Origin of the sequence: Pseudomonas mediterranea CFBP 5447, assembly GCF_000774145.1 — a bacterium.
Taxonomy (GTDB): domain Bacteria; phylum Pseudomonadota; class Gammaproteobacteria; order Pseudomonadales; family Pseudomonadaceae; genus Aquipseudomonas; species Aquipseudomonas mediterranea.
This window is the reverse complement of sequence record NZ_KN322983.1, coordinates 138768-158773: the sequence shown is the minus strand read 5'-3', so window position 1 is coordinate 158773 and position 20006 is coordinate 138768. Positions and strand designations below refer to the sequence as shown.

Here is a 20006-nt window from a genome sequence, read left to right as displayed (position 1 = left end):
GCCCGCGAAGGCGTCCTGAAGGCCGACCTGTCTCTTGGGCCATACCTCGTCCCACTGTGGGAGCGAGCCTGCTCGCGATAGCGGCTTTACTGCCGACCTAAATCTGTGGGAATGGTCGGACGTCCAGGCAGATTTTTCCGACGATCTCTGGCGGTTGCCGGGTGGGAAGGGGACTCGCTAACCTTTTCCGGTCGCTGCGATTCAGCGACCGGGCCTGGAAACCCGATAAGTGAGGATGCAACAGCGCGCCACATGAGATACTGCATCGCTTTTTTGCGTGTGCAGTTCTGCTTCATGGCGGCTGTGCGCGGGAGACTTTCGAGTCTGCCGGGTTTGCTCCGCACTCCGGTTTTCCAGCCCGCGCATAGCTGCCACCCTCTCGCCTGGAAACGGGAAATGGCGGTTCCACTACATAAGGGAGCCTCACCATGTTCAAAGTTACCCCCAATCCCCCAAAAACCGATCCCACCGCACCCCACACCGGCCTCGACACCAAAAAACTCGACGAAGCCGCCGAACGCGCCCTCAACTTCTACCTCGCCCCAGAACCCCAGACCAAAAAGAAACCATCCCCCGGTCAGCTATTCAGCGTCGTCGAAGACCTCGATAGCGAAACCCTCCTGGCCAACCTCAGCGAAACCCTGGCCTCGGCCAATGCGATGCTCAGCGACCTCGCCTTCAACCTCGAAGGCTCCAACCGGCATATAGCCTTCGGCGTCCAACAGATGGTCGAACTCAGTGAGCTGCTGGCAAACCGAGCCCTTGACGTCGTCGATCCCCGATAGGCCAGACAACCTTTGCTTTTGCTTTTGCTTTTGATCTTGAACGCCCCATTAACCACGCTGGCTGAACGCAGGCATTGCGTAGTGGGTAACCCGGCATGGATGCCGGGTTAGCCGCGCTGGGCCATGGATGGCCCTTCGCGGCGGGCCCACGGAGCAATGCCGGAGTGAGGGCACACCGAGCGTAGGCGAGGTGCCGAGTGGTGGGGCACAGACCTTTTGGTTACTTTTGGGGCGTTTGCCAAAAGTAACCCGCTGTAAGAGCGGAACCATAAGAGGCCGTTACCGCAGCAATGGATATGTACCCAGTAAGGCCGCCATCGCGAGCAGGCTCGCTCCCACAAAAGCTGAGATAAATCCCTCGCCAAGGAAAGCATGCCCCCCAATCTCCCTGTAAACTCCGGCCTTTGCCCCCAAACCCAGGGAGTTGGCATGTCAGCCTCGATCCTCTACATCCACGGCTTCAACAGCGCCCCAGCCTCAACCAAGGCCCGCCAGCTCATCGACGTGATGACCCGCCTGGGCCTGGGCGATCAGCTGCAAGTGCCAGCCCTGCACCACCACCCCCGCGAAGCCATGGCCCAACTCGAACAGGCAATTGCACAACTGGGGCGGCCGCTGCTGGTCGGCAGCTCGCTCGGCGGCTACTATGCGACTCACTTGGCCGAGCGCCACGGCCTCAAGGCGCTGTTGATCAACCCTGCGGTCAGCCCCCATCGGATGTTCGACGGCTACCTGGGCACGCAAAAGAATCTGTACACCGATGAAACCTGGGAATTGACCCACGACCACGTCACGGCCCTGGCCGCGTTGGAAGTGCCGGCGCCGCAGGATCCGCAGCGGTATCAGGTATGGTTGCAAACCGGTGACGAAACGCTGGATTATCGCCACGCCCAGCAGTACTACCGTGCTTGTGCCTTGCGCATCCAGGCCGGCGGCGACCACAGTTTCCAGGGGTTTGCCCAACAGTTGCCGGCGCTGTTGAGTTTTGCCGGCATTGGCGCCGATTTGTACCAGGCGATCGACTTCACCTCGCTGTGAGCCATCGCCCCTTTTTCATTCGAACACTGACGACGAGACCCCATGGCCACTCCCAGCGCTAGCTCTTATAACGCAGACGCCATCGAAGTCCTCTCGGGCCTCGACCCGGTGCGCAAGCGCCCCGGCATGTACACCGACACCAGTCGGCCGAACCACCTCGCCCAGGAAGTCATCGACAACAGTGTCGACGAAGCCTTGGCCGGGCACGCCAAATCGGTGCAGGTCATCCTGCATGCGGACCATTCGCTGGAGGTCAGCGATGACGGCCGTGGCATGCCGGTGGACATTCACCCCGAAGAGGGCGTGTCGGGCGTCGAGCTGATCCTCACCAAGCTCCACGCGGGCGGCAAGTTTTCCAACAAGAACTACCAGTTCTCCGGCGGTCTGCACGGGGTGGGTATTTCCGTGGTCAACGCCTTGTCGACCCAGGTCCGGGTGCGGGTCAAGCGTGACGGCAACGAATACCAGATGACGTTCGCCGACGGCTACAAGGCCACCGAGCTGGAAGTGGTCGGCAGCGTCGGCAAGCGCAACACCGGCACCAGCGTGTATTTCGCGCCGGATCCGAAGTATTTCGATTCGCCGAAGTTCTCCGTCAGCCGCCTCAAGCATGTGCTCAAGGCGAAGGCCGTGTTGTGCCCGGGGCTGTTGGTCAGTTTCGAGGACAAGGCCACTGGCGAGAAAGTCGAGTGGCATTACGAAGATGGTCTGCGCTCCTATCTGGTAGACGCGGTCAGTGGCTTTGAACGGCTGCCCGACGAACCGTTCTGCGGGAGCCTGGCGGGTAACAAGGAGGCGGTGGACTGGGCGCTGCTGTGGTTGCCCGAGGGGGGCGAGAGCGTCCAGGAAAGCTACGTCAACCTGATTCCCACGGCCCAGGGCGGTACCCACGTCAACGGGTTGCGCCAAGGCCTGCTCGATGCGATGCGTGAGTTCTGCGAATTCCGCAACCTGCTGCCCCGTGGGGTGAAGCTGGCGCCGGAGGACGTGTGGGAGCGCATTGCCTTCGTGCTGTCGATGAAGATGCAGGAACCGCAGTTCTCCGGGCAGACCAAGGAGCGCTTGTCGTCCCGTGAAGCGGCGGCGTTCGTGTCCGGTGTGGTCAAGGATGCGTTCAGCCTGTGGCTCAATGCCAACCCCGAAACCGGCCTGGCCCTGGCGGAATTGGCGATCAGCAACGCCGGCCGTCGTCTCAAGGCCAGCAAGAAGGTCGAGCGCAAGCGCATCACCCAGGGGCCGGCGTTGCCGGGCAAGCTCGCCGATTGCGCGGGGCAGGACCCTATGCGTTCCGAGCTGTTCCTGGTGGAAGGTGATTCTGCCGGTGGCTCGGCCAAGCAGGCTCGAGACAAGGAATTCCAGGCGATCCTGCCGTTGCGGGGCAAGATCCTCAACACTTGGGAAGTGGACGGCAGCGAAGTACTGGCCAGCCAGGAAGTGCACAATATCGCTGTGGCCATCGGGGTCGATCCGGGCGCCGAGGACATGAGCCAGTTGCGTTACGGCAAGATCTGCATCCTCGCCGACGCCGACTCCGACGGCCTGCACATCGCAACCTTGCTCTGCGCCTTGTTCGTCCAGCATTTCCGTCCGTTGGTGGACGCCGGTCATGTCTATGTCGCCATGCCGCCGCTGTACCGTATCGACCTGGGCAAGGACATTTACTACGCCCTGGACGAAGCCGAGCGTGACGGCATCCTCGACCGCCTGGTGGCCGAGAAGAAGCGCGGCAAGCCGCAGGTCACCCGATTCAAGGGCCTGGGCGAGATGAACCCGCCGCAGTTGCGCGAAACCACCATGGACCCGAACACCCGTCGCTTGGTGCAACTGACCCTGGACGATTTCGCCGCGACCTCGGAAATCATGGACATGCTGCTGGCGAAGAAACGTGCCGGTGATCGCAAGTCCTGGCTCGAATCCAAGGGTGACCTGGCCGAGGTGTTGGCCTGATGCGCAACGGTTTCGCCCTGGCGTTGTTGCTGTGGGCGGGGGCGATCTTCGCGGGACCTGCACCGGAATTGAAGTTGCTGTCCGAGCACGCTGTCCATGGCATGCGCGGCGGCAATCTGTCCGGGCTGGCCCTTTGCGGCGATGAGATGTGGACGGTGTCGGATCGCGACGATGACCGCATTTATCACCTGAACGTCTCCGATGACGAGGTCTGGCTTGCGCAATCGTTGATCATCGACGTGCCGCCGGCGCCGGACAGCGGTTTGCCCTGGGGGCTGCGATCGCGTACCTGGGCGGCGTCGTTCCTGCGCGGTGGCGAGCTGGATTTCGAAGGCATCAGTTGCGACAGCGCCGGCAATCGCTATGTGGTCAGCGAATCCCAAGCGGCGGTGTTGCAGGTGCCGCCGCTGGGCGAAGTCTCCTGGTTGAAGATTGCACCGACGATGATCCGCGAGGCCCGTGCCAGCGGCATGTTGCTGCATTTCAATGCGCTGTTCGAAGGCTTGGCGGTGAACCCGGCCGGCGACCGCTTGTGGTTGGCGGCGGAGCGGGAGCGACGTGGCTTGCTGTTGATCAAGCGTCAGCAAACCGTATGGGACTGTGATGGTCATTGCGTGCTGTTGAGCGAAGCGGGGCAGGAAATGCAGCCGGCGCAGTTTCCCGATGCCAAGGCCGTGTCCCGGGACTTTGCTGACCTGTCACTGTTCGACGGCAAGCTGTTCACCTTGGAACGCAACGCCTATCAAATCTGCCGACGCGACCTCCAGACCGCTGAAGTCGAACGCTGCTGGTCATTCGCCGCCGAGGCCTTGCAGGACAATCGTCGCTATTCCCAGGCCTACGGGCTGGCCGAGGCCCTGGTGGTGGACGCCAAGGGCGCCTGGGTTGGCCTGGACAACAATGACGGGCCGCGGGCCGACGGCGAAGAGCGGCCGATCATCTGGCGCTTCGCTGCACCCGATGGTGGCTGGAGCGCCTCGCCATGAGCCGGCCGTCCCTGAACCTATTTGAATCTACCCAGCGCGACGGCAGCATGCCGTTGCGCCAGACAACGAACTGATGAGGCCCGCATGAGCGACATTCTTGCAGACAGCTTGGACGGCGTAGAGCGCCGATCGCTGGCTGACTTCACCGAAAATGCCTACCTCAATTACTCCATGTACGTGATCATGGACCGCGCCTTGCCGCACATCGGCGACGGCTTGAAGCCGGTTCAGCGGCGGATCGTCTATGCCATGAGTGAATTGGGGCTGGACGCCGATTCCAAGCACAAGAAGTCGGCACGGACCGTCGGTGACGTGCTCGGCAAGTTCCACCCCCACGGCGATTCGGCCTGCTACGAAGCCATGGTGTTGATGGCCCAGCCATTCAGCTACCGCTACACCTTGGTGGATGGCCAGGGTAACTGGGGGGCGCCGGACGATCCCAAGTCGTTCGCGGCCATGCGTTACACCGAGGCGCGGCTGTCGCGTTATTCCGAGGTGCTGCTCAGCGAGCTGGGCCAGGGCACGGCGGACTGGGGGCCGAACTTCGACGGCACTCTCGACGAGCCTCTGGTGTTGCCGGCACGTTTGCCGAATATCCTGCTCAATGGCACTACCGGCATCGCCGTGGGCATGGCCACTGATGTACCGCCCCACAACCTGCGGGAAGTGGCCACGGCGTGCGTGCGCCTGCTGGACGAGCCGAAAGCCACGGTAGAGCAGCTCTGCGAGCACATCCAGGGCCCGGACTATCCGACCGAAGCGGAAATCATCACCCCGCGCGCCGACCTGCTGAAAATTTATGAAAGCGGCCGCGGTTCGGTGCGCATGCGCGCCGTGTATCACGTCGAAGACGGCGACATCATCGTCACCGCGCTGCCACATCAGGTTTCCGGGGCCAAGGTCCTGGAGCAGATTGCCGCGATGATGCAGGCAAAGCCGTCGAAAGCGCCGCAAGTGGCCGACTTGCGCGATGAGTCGGACCACGAGAACCCGTGCCGCATTGTGATCATTCCGGTCAACAGCCGGGTCGACCACGACGCCTTGATGCAACACCTGTTTGCCAGCACCGATCTGGAGTCCAGCTACCGGGTCAACATCAACATCATCGGCCTGGACGGCAAGCCGCAGTTGAAGAACCTGCGGGCACTGTTGGTGGAATGGCTGGAGTTTCGCGTCAAAACGGTGCGTCGACGCCTGCAGTTCCGTCTGGACAAGGTCGAGCGCCGCCTGCACCTGTTGGACGGTTTGCTGATTGCCTACCTCAACCTGGACGAAGTGATCCACATCATCCGTACCGAGGATCACCCCAAGGCCAAGTTGATCGAGCGCTTTGCCCTGAGCGAAATCCAGGCCGACTACATCCTCGACACCCGCCTGCGGCAATTGGCGCGGCTGGAAGAGATGAAGTTGCGGGCTGAACAGGATGAGTTGCTCAAGGAGCAGGCCAAGCTGCTGGCCTTGCTGGGTAGCGAGGCCAAGCTCAAGAAACTGGTACGCACCGAGCTGCTCAAGGACGCCGAAACCTATGGCGACGACCGTCGTTCGCCGATTGTCGAGCGCGCCGAAGCCAAGGCCCTGAGTGAGCACGATCTGCTGCCGAACGAGAAAGTGACCGTCGTGCTGTCGGAAAAAGGCTGGGTGCGCTCTGCGAAGGGGCACGACATCGACGCGGCGGGGCTTTCCTACAAGGCCGGGGACGGTTTCAAGGCCCTGGCGCCTGGGCGCTCGAACCAGTTTGCGGTGTTTATCGACTCCACCGGACGCAGTTATTCGGTGGCAGCCCATACCCTGCCATCGGCTCGCGGCCAGGGCGAACCGCTGACCGGTCGTCTGACACCACCACCGGGTGCAACTTTTGAGTGCGTGCTGATGCCTGATGATGACGGGCTATACGTTATTGCGTCGGACGCCGGCTACGGGTTCGTCGTCAAGGGTGAGGACCTGCAAGCCAAGAACAAGGCGGGCAAGGCGTTGTTGAGCCTGCCGAATAACGCCAAGGTCATCGCCCCGCGCCCGGTCGTCGACCGGGATAACAATTGGCTGGCTTCGGTGACGACCGAAGGTAGGCTGTTGGTCTTCAAAATCAGTGACCTGCCACAATTAGGTAAAGGTAAAGGGAATAAGATCATCGGGATTTCCGGCGAACGGGTGGCCAGCCGTGAGGAATATGTCACGGATATTGCAGTGCTGCCGGAGGGGGCCACGCTTGTGCTGCAGGCTGGAAAGCGTACGCTCTCACTCAAAGCAGACGATCTTGAGCATTACAAAGGTGAACGTGGTCGGCGGGGCAACAAGCTTCCAAGAGGTTTCCAACGGGTCGATGCGCTGCTCGTCGAAAACCTGAATTAAGCGTGCTAGACGGCTCGGTCTGCGATTAAAAGCCGCAGATCGATGCTTTCGCGCTGGAGTCGGAACGCATATTCACGGATGATAGGCCCTTTCAAGCGCCGGCGTGGCTGAGCGTTCTTCATAATGACCGAGTATTTTTTCACTGTGGTAAGCCTTGTGGCCGCCACCTGGATGGAACGATGACTGCTCTGCGCCTTCCTATTCTATGGCTCGCCGGCCTGCTTGGCCTGGCGGGTTGCAGCGTCCATCAGCCGGTGTCGCTGTATCAACTCGACAGTGGCAACCCGACCCAGCCTGCGCAAAGCACGGGCATGGCTGTATTGCTGGGGCCGGTGTCGATCGCCGACTACCTGCAACGCGAAACCCTGTTGCAACGTCAACCCGACGGTAGCCTGCGGGCTGCCACTGACGGCCGTTGGGCCGGCAGCCTCTCCTCTGACATCGACCAGTTGCTGCTGCGCCAGGTGGCCGGCCATCTGGACAGCCAGCGCGTGGTATTGGCACCGGCCACCCAGGGGTTTACCCCGGATGTCCAGGTGTTGCTGTCGATCACTCGCCTGGACTCGGGCGAAGCGCAGCCGGCAGTACTCGATGCCCAATGGCGGTTGATCGACCGTCGCGGCAAGGTGCGGGAGAACCGCATCGTTCATCTGCAGGAACAACATACCGGCGGTACCGCTGCGCAGGTCCAGGCCCAGGGTGTTCTCCTGCAACGTCTGGCCGAGCAGTTGTCCGTGGCGCTCAAGCCATTGGCCAACCAGCCTCCGCTGGTCGAGGCTGCACCGCGCAAGGCTGCTCCTTCCCAGGCCAAGCCTGCTGAACCGGAGAAGTCGCCAAAGATCCCGATGGCCTTGCCGATTCGTACCGACATGGAAGTGTTCAGGTTCTGATCGCTGGATTGGATGCAAGACAAAGCCCGCGTTGATGCGGGCTTTGTTGTTTCTGGGGGATGGATCTTCGGCGGCTGTGCTGGCCTCATCGCGAGCAGGGCTCGCTCCCACAGGTCCTGCGCCGTCCTTGTGGGAGCGAGCCTGCTCGCGATGGGGCCGGTGAGGGCCACAAAAAAGCCCGCAGACAATCACTCGTCTGCGGGCTTCGTCATTCCAGCGATCGGGACTCAGGCCTGGCGCTCATGCATGCGCGCCAGCTGCCGCTCCAGCATCGAAGGGTACGGCTCCATCAAGCGCTCCACACAGCACGCGCCTTCGGGGCTGGCGATGGGGCGGATGCGCGTGCGCTGGCGGATCAGGGCGTCGTCGTTGATCTTGCGCTCCACCAGCAGCAGGTTGCGGCTGTGTTGCGACAGCGCCAGGGCGTCCTGGGCGGTTTCGGTCAGCAACAGGTCGATCTGGCTCAGGCCGAACAGGCCGTCGCCGAGGGTCAGGCCCAGTTGCAGTTGCAGGGTGATGCCGCTGTCGGCGACTTCGATCTGCAATTGATGACCCAGGGCCCGCAGCAATTCACCGCAGCAAATGGCATTGGTCAGGTAATCGTCGCCGCTGTCGTCGGTATGGAACAGCATCAGGGTGCTGCCGTCGTTCAGGGTGTGCAATTCACCCTGGTAGAGCGAGGCGGCCTGGTCGAGGCAATCGCGGTAGCGTTCGAGCAGTTCCTTCAGGCGGGCCTGGGGCAGGCGACGCAGTTGGTCCTGGGCGCCCAGTTGCACGGCCAGCACGGCGCTGTGCTGTGGCTGGTTCGAGACAGCGGGCCTGGCGAGTGGTTGCGGTTGCCCGGCAATCGACTCGTCCCGCAGGTCGGCGAAGGCGTCGTCGTCTTCTTCGTCTTCGACCGCCCGTACCACATGGCGCGGCGCGGGCCTGGAGGTCGGCATCGGCTGGCTTTCGTCGAAGCCGGGATCGCGCAGGTTGCGCACTTCGAATTCCGCTTCGGCCTCATCGTCAACGTAGTCGATGTCATCGGGCTCCGGCAGGGGGGCAGGTTCCGGCGCGAAACTGGCGTGCAGTTGCCGCGCCAGATCGCCGATTTCGTCCTGGCGCTGGGTGGCCGGGGTGTGTTCGTCGATGTCACGCAGCCAGACGCGCAGTTGCAGCAGCGGCGTGGAGAGATGCCGCCCCAGGCGCAGGCTCAACGCCAGCGCCAATGCCAGCAGTATTGCGCTGAGGATGCCCATGCTTTGCAGGCTGATGGTCATCGGTTGCTGGAACTGGTCCATGTCCAGGCTGATGCGCAGTTGTCCGGCGGTCACGTCCTGGAAGGTGATCTTGCTCTGGTACATGCCGCCGGACTCGCCCAACAGGCCTGGCTTGGGACGCTGGCCGGCCTCGGCGAGGATGCGGTTGTCCACGCTGTAGATGGCAGCGTGGGCCACCAGCTTGTTCTTGGTCAGGTTGTTGAGCAGCACGTTGAGGCTGAGGATGTCGTTGGACACCAGCAGCTCGGTGGCGGACGTGGCGGTCTGGGTGGTCAGGCTCTCCCCCAGGGCATCCGCCTGCTCGTGCATCGCCTGCTTGAACTGCAGGCCCATCACGCAGGCATAGATGACCAGGGCCAGGGCGACCAGGATCACGTTATGGCTGGCAATGCGCAATGCAATCGGCACGCGACGATGGCGCAGTGCACGGAAGATCAGCAGGAAGAAGTTGTCGGTCTTGACTGGCGTGGGCCGGTTCACTGAGCTCGGCTCTTTGTCCGTGAAATTGACGCGCAGTATAGCGACAGCCCCATGACCGGCAAAGCACTGGCGGTGCCCGATGGTCACTGAAAGTGGGTAGAATGCGGTTTTTTTCCACCTGCGGGGGTGCGCCTTGCGCGAAATCGTCCTGATAAACATCACTGGCAGCGACCGTCCGGGTCTGACTGCGGCCATTACCGGCGTTCTGGCCCAGGGTGGTGTGAACATTCTCGACATCGGTCAGGCGGTGATCCACGACACGCTATCGTTTGGCATCCTGGTTGAAATTCCGGATGCCGAACAGAGCAAATCGGTGCTCAAGGACATCCTGTTCACCGCTTACAAGCTCGACCAACAGGTACGCTTCACGCCGGTGTCCGAGGCGGACTACCAGCACTGGGTGGCCGGCCAGGGCAAGAAACGGCACATCGTTACCCTGTTGACCCGTAAGGTCACCGCCGAACAGTTGCAGCGCGTCAGTTCGATCACCGCCCAATATGGCTTGAATATCGACCACATCGATCGCTTGTCCGGGCGCATGCCGCTGGACACCCCGGCGGACAAGGGCAAGGGCTGCATCGAATTTTCCGTGCGTGGCGAGCCGGCCGATCCCCAGGCGTTGCGTGCCGAGTTCCTGAGCGTGGCCCAGGAACTGAACGTCGACATCGCATTCCAGGAAGACTCGCTGTTCCGGCGTAACCGTCGCCTGGCGGTGTTCGACATGGATTCGACCTTGATCGAAGCCGAAGTCATCGATGAGCTGGCAAAGGCTGCCGGCGTGGGCGACAAGGTGTCGGCCATCACCGAGCGGGCCATGGCCGGAGAATTGGATTTCCGCGCCAGCTTCAAGGAACGCCTGGCGCTGTTACAAGGCCTGGATGTCAGCGTGCTGGATGCCATCGGTGCCTCCCTGCGTCTGACGGAAGGTGCCGAGACCTTGTTCGCCGAACTCAAGCGCCTGGGCTACAAGACGGCGATCCTGTCCGGTGGCTTCACCTACTTCGCCAAGCAGTTGCAGGCCAAGCTCGGCATCGACTACGTGTTCGCCAACGAGCTGGAAGTGGTGGATGGCAAGGTGACCGGCGTGGCCGTCGAACCTATCGTCGATGCCCAGCGCAAAGCGGACCTGCTGCGGGAACTGGCCGAGAAAGAAGGCCTGCGCCTTGAGCAGACCATCGCCGTGGGCGACGGTGCCAATGACTTGCCGATGCTGGCGATAGCGGGCCTGGGCGTGGCGTTCCGGGCCAAGCCGCTGGTCAAGCAATCGGCCAGGCAAGCGATTTCGACCCTGGGGCTGGATGGGGTGTTGTACCTGCTGGGCTTCAGGGATCGCGACGGGCAGCTCTGAACCCAGGTATACCCTCTGGCGAGGAAACCATGCTGTGGTGAGGGCATTTACTGTGGCAGGGGAGCCTGTTGTGGTGAGGGAGCTTGCTCCCGCTGGGCTGCGTAGCAGCCCTTTTGCAATCATTCCGATACATCGAGGTGTCAGATTTCAGGGCCGCTGCGCGCCCCAGCGGGAGCAAGCTCCCTCGCCACAGGGTTGTTCGGTCGCCTGTTAAAGCGACTTCCACAACGAATCGAAATCCCCTTCCTGGTCATCGCCGCCCCCGGCGGGACCGGCATCTTCCTGGTGATAGGCAAACTGGTTGAAGCTATGGGTGCTGGTCACCCGTCGGTCGAGGCCGGCCCGGAGTTCCTGGCCGTTGGTGTTGATCAGGACCTGTTGTCCCTCCTGGAACGGCAGGCGCGGGGCGATCATGGTCGGGGGCAGTTCGATGGCGCTGATCTCCGGCAGCAACAGCCCCCGCAGGTAATGACTGGGTTCGTTCTTCTCCCGAACCAATTGCACGCCGCAAGGCTGGGCATAGGGCGCGACCAGTTCGATGCCCATCTGCATGGCGCCGCCGCGCACCTGGCGGATCCAGCGCACCACCGCGACGCTCCAGGCTTGATCATTGGTGTCCCGAATGCCGATCATTTCCCCGGCCTGCAGCTGTTCCGGTACTTCTTTCGGCCAGCCGAGGCAGTACCCCCCGGGGCTGTGGTTGACGATCGGCAGCTGGTAGGTGGGGAAGTGGTGCTGGTTGTCCGACCCGCTACCCTCTTCATCGGCCGGGTTGACCGGGTACTCGATCTCTTCGTAAGGCAGCATGTCGCTGTCCCCCGTGGGGGCGGCGTCGAAGGCTTTCTTCCAGGTGTCGCTGGTCTTGCTGGGCGAGGCTTCGAAGCGGGCCTTGCGGGTAACGGGGGTCTTCAGGATTTCGCTGAAGGAGCGTTCGCCGCCAAGGTAATAGTGCAACGCGCTCATGCCCACGCATATGGTCAGCGTGCCATTGCCCTCGGTGCGCTGGAAGCTGCGTTCGACGGCTTCACCCCAGGCGGCCTGCAGGTGCTGCAAGGTATCGGTATTCATGCCGCCAGGTACCGGCAGGGTATGTTCGGCAGGCCGCTCCAGATGGAGGGCGATCGCGCGCACCAGCGGCTCAAGGTCGACGCCCAGCAGGCCCGGCTGTTGCTCGGTCCTGAACTTGGAGCGGTAGCGCGGCCCGATATCCAGCTGCGGCGCGACGGCGAACAGGCTGGCAGCCGTACTGGCCGGGTCCAGCTTGATCCGTTGGCTCCAGGCTTCCAGCACTTCGGCCAATCGTGCGATCTGGCCCTGGCGCAGCTGATTGCTGCGTGATGCGCCCAACAACAGGGCTACGACGTAGGTTTGCTCGGCACTCAGCTGCTGGACCTGGCTGACCAGGTCGTCGCTGACACTCTGGTGTTGCAACCGGTGCTGGCAGGCGATCCGGTATAGCTGGTGCAGATCGAGCCATAGCCCTTCAGGCACCGGGCTGTACAACTCGGTGGCGCGCAGCAGCGGGCCGTTGAGGGCATGCATCGCCCTTTGCAGTGCGGTACTCAGCAGGCGGGCCCGGTCCTTGGTGAACTTCGGTACGATGCGCGCCACGATCTGTTTGTAGCCCATCGCCAGGTGACTTTGCAGGGCCTGGCACAGGTTGACGATCTTGCGCGAGCGCTCATCGAGCACGATGGCCTGTTGCAGGAAATGCCGCTCCAGGTGCTTGCAGACGTAGTACACCTCGGGCCGCAGCAATTCGAGCAGTTGCAGGCGGTTTTCGCTGGGGGTGAGCAGCAGGTTGAGTTCGCCGATGGCCTGGTACAGCAGGCGAGCCGTTTCGCCGATGTTGGCCTTGGGCAGGTTGGCGATCCAGCGCTTGAGGTCGCGCGGCGTGGCATCGCAGAACGTCAGGCGTGACTGGGTCGGGGTCGAGACACGCAATAACTGGAGAGGGCTGGTCTCATTCATGCCGTGGACGGCTCCGGCTGGAAATGAAGGGGATGCCTTCAACTCTAGCAGGTGTTGCCGAAAGCAGCGTCCCATCTGTTCCGAGGGCAACCGTGAGAGCGAGCCTGCTCGCGATAGTGGTGGATCAGTTGTTATGTAGGTGACTGACCTGACGCTATCGCGAGCAGGGCTCGCTCCCACAAGGGATCAGGGCTGAACAGAAGTCCAATGAACGCCACGAGGCGACTGTGGGAGCGAGCCTGCTCGCGATGGCGGCGGATCAGTCGGTATGGAGGTGACTGACCTGACGCTATCGCGAGCAAGCTCGCTCCCACAGGGGGGGCAGTGGCATTAGGCTTTGGGCAGCGCCAAGCCTTGGCCCATCCGCACTGGTGAGCCGGCCACCAGATCCTCGGCCCATTTCACCTGGTCTGGTCCGAACAGCACGATGGCGGTCGAGCCCAGTTTGAAACGGCCCAGCTCGGCGCCTTTTTCCAGGTGGATCGGCGCGCGGGCGGCTTCGTCGTAGCGGAAGGTCTTCAGTTCGCGCCTGGGTGGCGTGACCAGCCCGGCCCAGACGGTTTCGATGGAGGCCACGATCATCGCGCCCACCAGCACCACGGCCATCGGTCCGCGCTCGGTGTCGAAGATGCACGCCACGCGTTCGTTGCGGGCGAACAGCTCCGGAACGTTTTCGGCGGTGGTCTGGTTGACCGAGAAGATGCGGCCCGGAATGTAGACCATCTCCCGCAAAGTGCCGGCCAGCGGCATGTGCACGCGGTGATAATCCTTGGGCGACAGGTAGATGGTGGCGAAGTCGCCGCCCATGAACGGCGCGGCGTTGGCCGAGTCGCCACCCAGCAGTTCCAGCACGCTGAAGCTGTGGCCCTTGGCCTGGAAGACCCGGCCATGCTCGATCGGGCCGAGTTGGCTGACGGCGCCGTCGGCAGGGCTGAGGATCGCGCCCGGTGTTTCATCCAGCGGCCGCGCGCCTTCTTTCAAGGCGCGGGTGAAGAACGCGTTGAAGTGCTCGTAGGCGGTGAGGTCTTCCACCAGGGCCTGGGACATGTCCACTTGATAACGCTTGGCGAACCACTGGGTGAACGCGTTCTTGAACCAGCGCACGCGGCATTCGGCAATGCAGCCGGCCAGGCGTGACAGCAGGTGGTGGGGCAGCAGGTACTGAGTGATGATGAACAAACGGTTTTTCATTAAATGTCCTTAGGAACCTTCAAAGCTCGATCGGGGTGTCGGGGTGGTTGCCCCATTCGCCCCAGGAACCGGCGTAGCCCTTGACCCGTGGGTAACCGAGCGCCTTGGCCACCAGATAGGTGAAACCGGAACGGTGGTGAGTCTGGCAGTGGGTGATGACCTCTTTGTCCGGCGTGATGCCCAGTTGTTCGAGGATCTGTGGCATGTCCTGGCGGATGCGCAGGCTGCGCGCCTTGTCCATGCCCGCGGTCCATTCGAAATTGACTGCGCCGGGGATGTGACCGCCCCTGGCCGCCACGACTTTCTCGCCGGAATATTCCAGCGGGCCGCGCGCGTCCCAGATCGCCAGGTCGGCGGCACCGAGACGGCTTTGCAGGTATTCGCGGGTGGCGGTGGGGGCGTCGCGCAGCGTCAGTTGCACCGGGGCGCCGACGGAGGCCGGTACATCGGTGCTGACCGGCAGGCTGTCGTCCAGCCACGCCAGCAGGCCGCCGTCGAGGTAGTGGTACTTCGAGTGGCCGATCACGTCCAGCAGCCAGATGAAGCGTCCGGCCCAGCCGCCACCTTCGTCGTCATAGACCACGTAGACCGCATCCGGGTTGTGCCCGAGCTCGCCGAACAGTGCCTCGAGATCGGCTTTGGCCGGTAGCAGCCCCGGAGCTGGCGGCTGGCCCAATTGGGTGCGCTTGGGATCGACGAAGCGTGCGCCGGGAATGTGACCGGTGCTGTAGCGCGCGGCGCTGGTCAGGTCCACCAGAATCAGTTCGCGGGCATCGAGACGCGGGAGCAGATCGCTTGGCTCGATCACCAGCGGCAAGCCAGAGAAGTCAGGCATGTCAGGTCTCCAGGGGCGCAAAAGGAAGGGATTGTAGCAAGTTCAGCGACCACGGTTGGTAAAGGTGTGCAGGGCCCGCTCGATACACTGCACGGTCCTGCCGAAGGCTTGCACCGTCACATCCGTGAAGGGGCCGCCGCCCTGGTCCACGGCCACCAGCATGATCACCCGGCCATTGCAGGTCAGGGAGCGCAACAGCATATGCTCACCCTTGAACAGGGCGCGCAGGCCCGGTGGCAGCAGGGCCGAGAACTGCGCATTGTTCTCCGGGTTCAGACGGACCTGGGCCTGCTGCGCCAGCAACCGTTGCAATACCTTGCTCTGGTCGATGGAGAAACTCATGGCCGCCGCCTCGGGGGACAGGCCGGCGGTTTGGTGCACGCGCACGCTGGTCTGGTTGCGGTCGGCCATCAGGATCATCACCCGGCGCATGCCGCACGCCACCAGCGCATCCCGTGCCGAGGTGGTCAGGTGCATGGCGTTGCTGAACGGGCTCGGCTCCACCAGTAACGCCGCGCATCGTTTGCGCCACAGGGCCAGGTCCGCGGCGCTGGGTTGGGCGGCGGAAGGCCCAGCGGCCTGGACGCGACGGCTGCCGGGAGGCCAGAGCAGTGCCACGGCCGGATGCCAGAGGTCCGGCATGGCGTGGTGGCGGGCGCTGTTGGCGGCCTGCTGGTGCAACTGTTGCTGAAGCTCATCCATGGGCATCTGCAGGTACAGGCTGGTGAGGTATTGCCAGCGGATGTTGTGGGGACAGTCCCACGCCTGATGCGCCGAAAGTGCCAGGCCATTCGCCAGTAGCACGGTATTGGCCGGCTGGTTGAGCCAGCGTCGCAGGGTCGGGTCATCGTCCAGGCGATTTTGCTGGCGCAACGGATGCTCGCTGTCACGGGCGATGCGCAACACCTTCACCAGTTCACGACGCTCGTTGAGCAGCAGGCGATAGCCTTGCGCCACCCAGATCGGCAAGCGCCAGGCTTCCACCACCGCGAGACAGATCTCCAGCAGGCCGACACCGAACAGTTCGCGCTCTACCTTGCTGGCCGACTGGCCTCTATGCATCACCCGCATCTCCCATTCCCCCAGCAACCGCGGGTGCGTCAGGGCCAGGGGCCAGAGCGGCGACAGGAACAGCAAGCTGCCCCAGTGGATGTCCTGCCACAGCCGTGCCAGGCGGCCGGCAAAGAAGCCATTGGCCTGTTGCGTGGCGTGCTGGCTGATCAACTGCAACTGGCGCAGAGTGACGGGTATCTCCTGCTCCGGCAGCGACGGCAGGCGGGCGAGCAGCTCCTCGGTACGCTTGAGGCCGAGGCGGTTGATGGCCACTTCGAGGTTTTCCGCCGGCTCAGTGAGGCTGCCGTGGGTATGATGGTTGGCTTCGCGGATGACGCTCAGGGCCAGGGCAGGACTGTCCTGCATGAGCTCAGCGATGTCACGCAACGAGCGGCGGCTATCGGCGACGGCCTTGCAGACCTGGTCATGACTGGCCTGGGGCACCGGCAAATGCACGCCCTCGAGCAGTTTTACCCAGCCTTCGAGGGTGGTCGGTCGTGGGGTTGGAACCTTCGTTTCGTTAGCCATGGCTGGACGTGATCATCGCATGCTGCAACGTGGCAAATTGGCTTTTCGCCAGAACTGGCTATAGTCTGGCGCAGTTTTGCCGATAAGTAGAAGAAGAGATTTTCCAGCTTCCGAATATGACCTTGAACCCGACTTAAATAAGTACTTTCAATCTATGGCTAAAATTATCGGCATCATTGTCGTGTTCGCGAGCGTGCTCGGCGGATACGTGCTCTCCCATGGCAAGATTGCCGCCCTGATCCAACCCTTCGAGGTCATGATCATCGGTGGTGCGGCCCTTGGCGCATTCCTGCAGGCCAACCCCGGCTATATGACGATGCACGTGCTCAAGAAATCCTTGGGCATGTTCAGTTCGCGCTTCAGCCACACCTTCTATCTCGAAGTGCTGGGGCTGATCTACGAGATCCTCAACAAAAGCCGCCGCGAAGGCATGATGGCGATCGAGGGCGATATCGAAGACGCCGCCGCCAGCCCGATTTTCGCCAAGTACCCGGCAGTGCTCAAGGACGCCCGCATGACGGCGTTCATCTGTGATTACCTGCGCATCATGTCGTCCGGCAACATGGCCCCCCATGAGCTCGAAGGCCTGTTCGACATGGAGCTGTACAGCCTCAAGGAAGACCTCGAGCATCCGTCCCACGCCGTGACCGGCATCGCCGACGCCATGCCCGGCTTCGGTATCGTCGCGGCGGTACTGGGTATCGTGGTGACCATGGCCTCCCTGGGCGATGGCGACCAGAAGTCCATCGGCCTGCACGTGGGTGCGGCGCTGGTCGGTACCTTCTTCGGTATCCTGGCTGCCTATGGTTTCTTCGGCCCCCTGGCCCATTCCCTGGCCCATGATGCCAAGGAAGAACTCAACACCTACGAGGCCATCAAGGCCTCCCTGGTGGCTTCGGCCTCGGGCATGCCGCCTTCGCTGGCCGTGGAGTTCGGCCGCAAGGTCCTGTACCCGGCGCACCGTCCAAGCTTCGCCGAGCTGGAACAAGCGGTTCGCGGTCGCTAAGCCATGGAGAACAACCAGCCGATCATCATCAAGCGTGTCAAGCGCATAGCCGCTGGACACCACGGGGGCGCCTGGAAAATCGCCTTCGCGTACTTCGCGACGGCGATGATGGCGTTCTTCCTGGTGCTGTGGCTGCTGTCCACCGCGACCCCGGAACAGAAGATCGCCATTGCCGGTTACTTCAAGGACCCGGTCGGCTTCTCCGAAAGCGGCACGCCCTACATCATCGACCTGGGCGGCTCGCCGACCCTCGCGCCGGAAAATACCCTCAACCCCGAGGTCAAGTCCCAGCCGCAGCCCGACAAGGTGACGGTGGATTCCGAGCAGGTCGAGGGCATGGCCGAGCAGGTTGAGCGCGAACGTCTGGAGTTGTTGCTGCAGGAGTTGCAGAACAAGGTCGACGAGAACCCGCAACTGCAGAAATTCAAGGACCAGATCCTGTTCGAGATCACGCCGAACGGCTTGCGCATCCAAATCACGGATGCCGAGAACCGGCCGATGTTCGATTCCGGCAGCGCACGCCTGAAGCCCTATTTCGAGGACATCCTGCTGGCCATGGCCGACACCATCAAGGCGGTGCCGAACAAGATCAGTATCAGCGGCCACACCGACGCCAAGCCGTACATCGGCAAGGGCGACTTCGGTAACTGGGAACTCTCCGCCAACCGCGCCAACGCGGCACGTCGTGCCCTGGTGGCAGGCAGTTATCCGGATGAGCAGGTGGCGCGGGTGGTCGGGTATGCCTCGTCGGCGTTGTTCGATCGCAAGGATCCGTTCAACCCGGTCAACCGGCGTATCGATATCGTGGTGTTGACCAAGAAAGCCCAGAAGGCTATCGAAGGTTCGCAGACGGACGATCCGGCACCCGACCCGGCCCAGGGCGAGGGTGCCCCGGGCGAAGCACCGGCGACGCCGCCGGGGGCTGCGGCCGATCCGAACGCCTTGCCGACCGATCAGCAGCCGGTGCCGGCCCATGAGTTGCGCGAGCGTCTGAACCTGTTCGACGATGCCGCGCCGAAGCCACCGGGAACGCCTGCGCAGTGATTGGGCGCGTGGGAGCAAAGCTTGCTCGCGATAGCGACAGACCAGTCAACATTGTTGCTGACTGATTTACCGCCATCGCGAGCAAGCTGTGCTCCCACAGTTTGTGGCTTAACTGACTGGCATTAGGGCAAGCCTTGCTCCCACGGGCGGGAGCAGGCTCCCTCGCCACAACTGTCTCAGCTCACCTTCAGATCAATAACTGCTTTCCGGCAAGCTGGCGATGATCGAGCGATAGCTGTTCATCCGTTGCTGCTGCACGCGACCGTCTTCCAGTGCCTTGAGCAGGGCGCAGCCGGGTTCGCGGTCGTGCTTGCAGTCACGGAAGCGGCAGGTGCCGATCAGGTCGTTGAACTCGATGAACCCGGCCTCCACATCGGCCCGGCTGACATGGCCCAGGCCGAACTCGCGGATGCCTGGCGAGTCGATCAGCTCACCGCCGCCAGGGAAGTGGAACAGCCGCGCGGTAGTGGTGGTGTGGGTGCCCTGGCCGGACAGTTCGGACAATGGCCCGACCCGGGTCTCGACCTCCGGCAGCAAGCTGTTGACCAGCGAAGACTTGCCGACGCCGGACTGGCCGACGAACACGCTGATGCGCCCGTCCAGTTGCCGTTGCAATTGTTCCATGCCATTGCCGTGGTGGGCCGAGACTTCCAGCACCGGGTAACCCAGTTGCCGATAGACCGCCAGCAAGGCGTTCAACGCCGGGGCATTCTGTTCATCGATCAGGTCGAACTTGTTGAGCAGCAACAACGGACGGATGCCGGCGTGTTCGGCCGCCACCAGATAGCGGTCGATCAGGTTGGCATGGGGCTCGGGCAGCGGGGCGAAGACGATGACGATCATGTCGACGTTGGCCGCCACCGGCTTGAGCTGGCCCCGGCTGTCCGGACGACACAGCTCGGTGTGGCGCGGCAGTTGTGCCACGATCACGCCAATGCCCTGGTTGCCGGCACGCCAGACCACCTGGTCGCCGGTGACCAGTGCTGGCAGGTTCGCCCGCAGGTGGCAACGGAATACCTGGCCGGCCAACTCGCCTTCACGGGCCTCGACCTCGACCTGTACACCGAAGTGGGCGATCACCAGGCCGGTCTGTTCGGGGCCGAGGTCGCCGCCTTCCAGGGCTTGCACCGCACTGGACTCGCGTTTGGCGGCGCGGGCTGCGCGCTCGGCCTGGATCTTTTCGATGCGCCAGTTCTGACGACGATTGAGTTGGCGTTTGGCCATGGGTGTTCCGTATGAAAATGCAGCGATTAGGTAAAACGGCGGCGAGTTTAGCACGCCCGCACGCTTGCC

General features: G+C 62.8%; 15 protein-coding genes. 9 read left to right on the top strand and 6 right to left on the bottom strand.

What is annotated here, in order from left to right; genetic code table 11:
* Nucleotides 1-428 precede the first annotated feature (428 nt).
* The 6 genes from N005_RS06235 to N005_RS06210 all read left to right on the top strand — a co-directional run bounded on the left by N005_RS06235 (nt 429) and on the right by N005_RS06210 (nt 7995).
* On the top strand, nt 429-785 hold the full coding sequence (locus N005_RS06235) for a DUF6124 family protein (protein ID WP_047700389.1): 357 nt from the start codon (nt 429-431) through the stop codon (nt 783-785).
* Between the two features lie 429 nt (nt 786-1214).
* Nucleotides 1215-1823: a YqiA/YcfP family alpha/beta fold hydrolase gene (locus N005_RS06230; RefSeq protein WP_047700387.1), complete on the top strand. Its 609-nt coding sequence runs from the start codon at nt 1215-1217 to the stop codon at nt 1821-1823.
* Between the two features lie 42 nt (nt 1824-1865).
* Entirely contained in the window at nt 1866-3770 is a 1905-nt protein-coding gene (parE, locus tag N005_RS06225) for a DNA topoisomerase IV subunit B (protein WP_047700385.1), read from the top strand.
* Entirely contained in the window at nt 3770-4756 is a 987-nt protein-coding gene (locus N005_RS06220) for an esterase-like activity of phytase family protein (protein ID WP_047700384.1), read from the top strand. The genes parE and N005_RS06220 overlap by 1 nt, the downstream gene beginning before the upstream one ends.
* Nucleotides 4757-4840: 84 nt before the next feature.
* A complete protein-coding gene (gene parC, locus N005_RS06215) occupies nt 4841-7105 on the top strand; it encodes a DNA topoisomerase IV subunit A (RefSeq protein WP_047700382.1) in 2265 nt (754 codons plus the stop codon).
* Between the two features lie 179 nt (nt 7106-7284).
* Nucleotides 7285-7995, top strand: coding sequence for a PqiC family protein (locus tag N005_RS06210; RefSeq protein ID WP_047700381.1), 711 nt, complete (start codon nt 7285-7287; stop codon nt 7993-7995).
* Between the two features lie 227 nt (nt 7996-8222).
* Here N005_RS06210 and N005_RS06205 read toward each other — a convergent pair whose 3' ends face one another.
* Entirely contained in the window at nt 8223-9737 is a 1515-nt protein-coding gene (locus tag N005_RS06205) for an AhpA/YtjB family protein (RefSeq protein WP_047700380.1), read from the bottom strand.
* Between the two features lie 133 nt (nt 9738-9870).
* Here N005_RS06205 and serB point away from each other — a divergent pair, with 133 nt between their 5' ends.
* Nucleotides 9871-11085, top strand: coding sequence for a phosphoserine phosphatase SerB (gene serB, locus N005_RS06200; RefSeq protein ID WP_041022088.1), 1215 nt, complete (start codon nt 9871-9873; stop codon nt 11083-11085).
* A gap of 210 nt (nt 11086-11295) precedes the next feature.
* On the opposite strand, the gene N005_RS06195 is transcribed toward serB, so the two are convergent.
* The 4 genes from N005_RS06195 to N005_RS06180 all read right to left on the bottom strand — a co-directional run bounded on the left by N005_RS06195 (nt 11296) and on the right by N005_RS06180 (nt 16663).
* Nucleotides 11296-13056 (bottom strand): hypothetical protein, encoded by a 1761-nt coding sequence (locus N005_RS06195; protein ID WP_047700379.1) that lies wholly within the window; start codon nt 13054-13056, stop codon nt 11296-11298.
* 330 nt (nt 13057-13386) lie between these two features.
* On the bottom strand, nt 13387-14247 hold the full coding sequence (asd, locus tag N005_RS06190; RefSeq protein ID WP_047700377.1) for an archaetidylserine decarboxylase: 861 nt from the start codon (nt 14245-14247) through the stop codon (nt 13387-13389).
* Nucleotides 14248-14266: 19 nt separating this feature from the next.
* A complete protein-coding gene (gene rhdA, locus N005_RS06185; RefSeq protein WP_047700375.1) occupies nt 14267-15082 on the bottom strand; it encodes a thiosulfate sulfurtransferase in 816 nt (271 codons plus the stop codon).
* A gap of 42 nt (nt 15083-15124) precedes the next feature.
* Nucleotides 15125-16663, bottom strand: coding sequence for an HDOD domain-containing protein (locus N005_RS06180; protein ID WP_047700373.1), 1539 nt, complete (start codon nt 16661-16663; stop codon nt 15125-15127).
* A gap of 154 nt (nt 16664-16817) precedes the next feature.
* On the opposite strand from N005_RS06180, the gene motA reads away from it, so the two are divergent.
* Nucleotides 16818-17669: a flagellar motor stator protein MotA gene (motA, locus tag N005_RS06175; RefSeq protein ID WP_024780812.1), complete on the top strand. Its 852-nt coding sequence runs from the start codon at nt 16818-16820 to the stop codon at nt 17667-17669.
* A gap of 3 nt (nt 17670-17672) precedes the next feature.
* A complete protein-coding gene (gene motB / locus N005_RS06170; RefSeq protein WP_047700369.1) occupies nt 17673-18713 on the top strand; it encodes a flagellar motor protein MotB in 1041 nt (346 codons plus the stop codon).
* A gap of 192 nt (nt 18714-18905) precedes the next feature.
* On the opposite strand, the gene rsgA is transcribed toward motB, so the two are convergent.
* Nucleotides 18906-19937: a small ribosomal subunit biogenesis GTPase RsgA gene (rsgA, locus tag N005_RS06165; protein ID WP_047700367.1), complete on the bottom strand. Its 1032-nt coding sequence runs from the start codon at nt 19935-19937 to the stop codon at nt 18906-18908.
* Nucleotides 19938-20006: the final 69 nt, after the last annotated feature.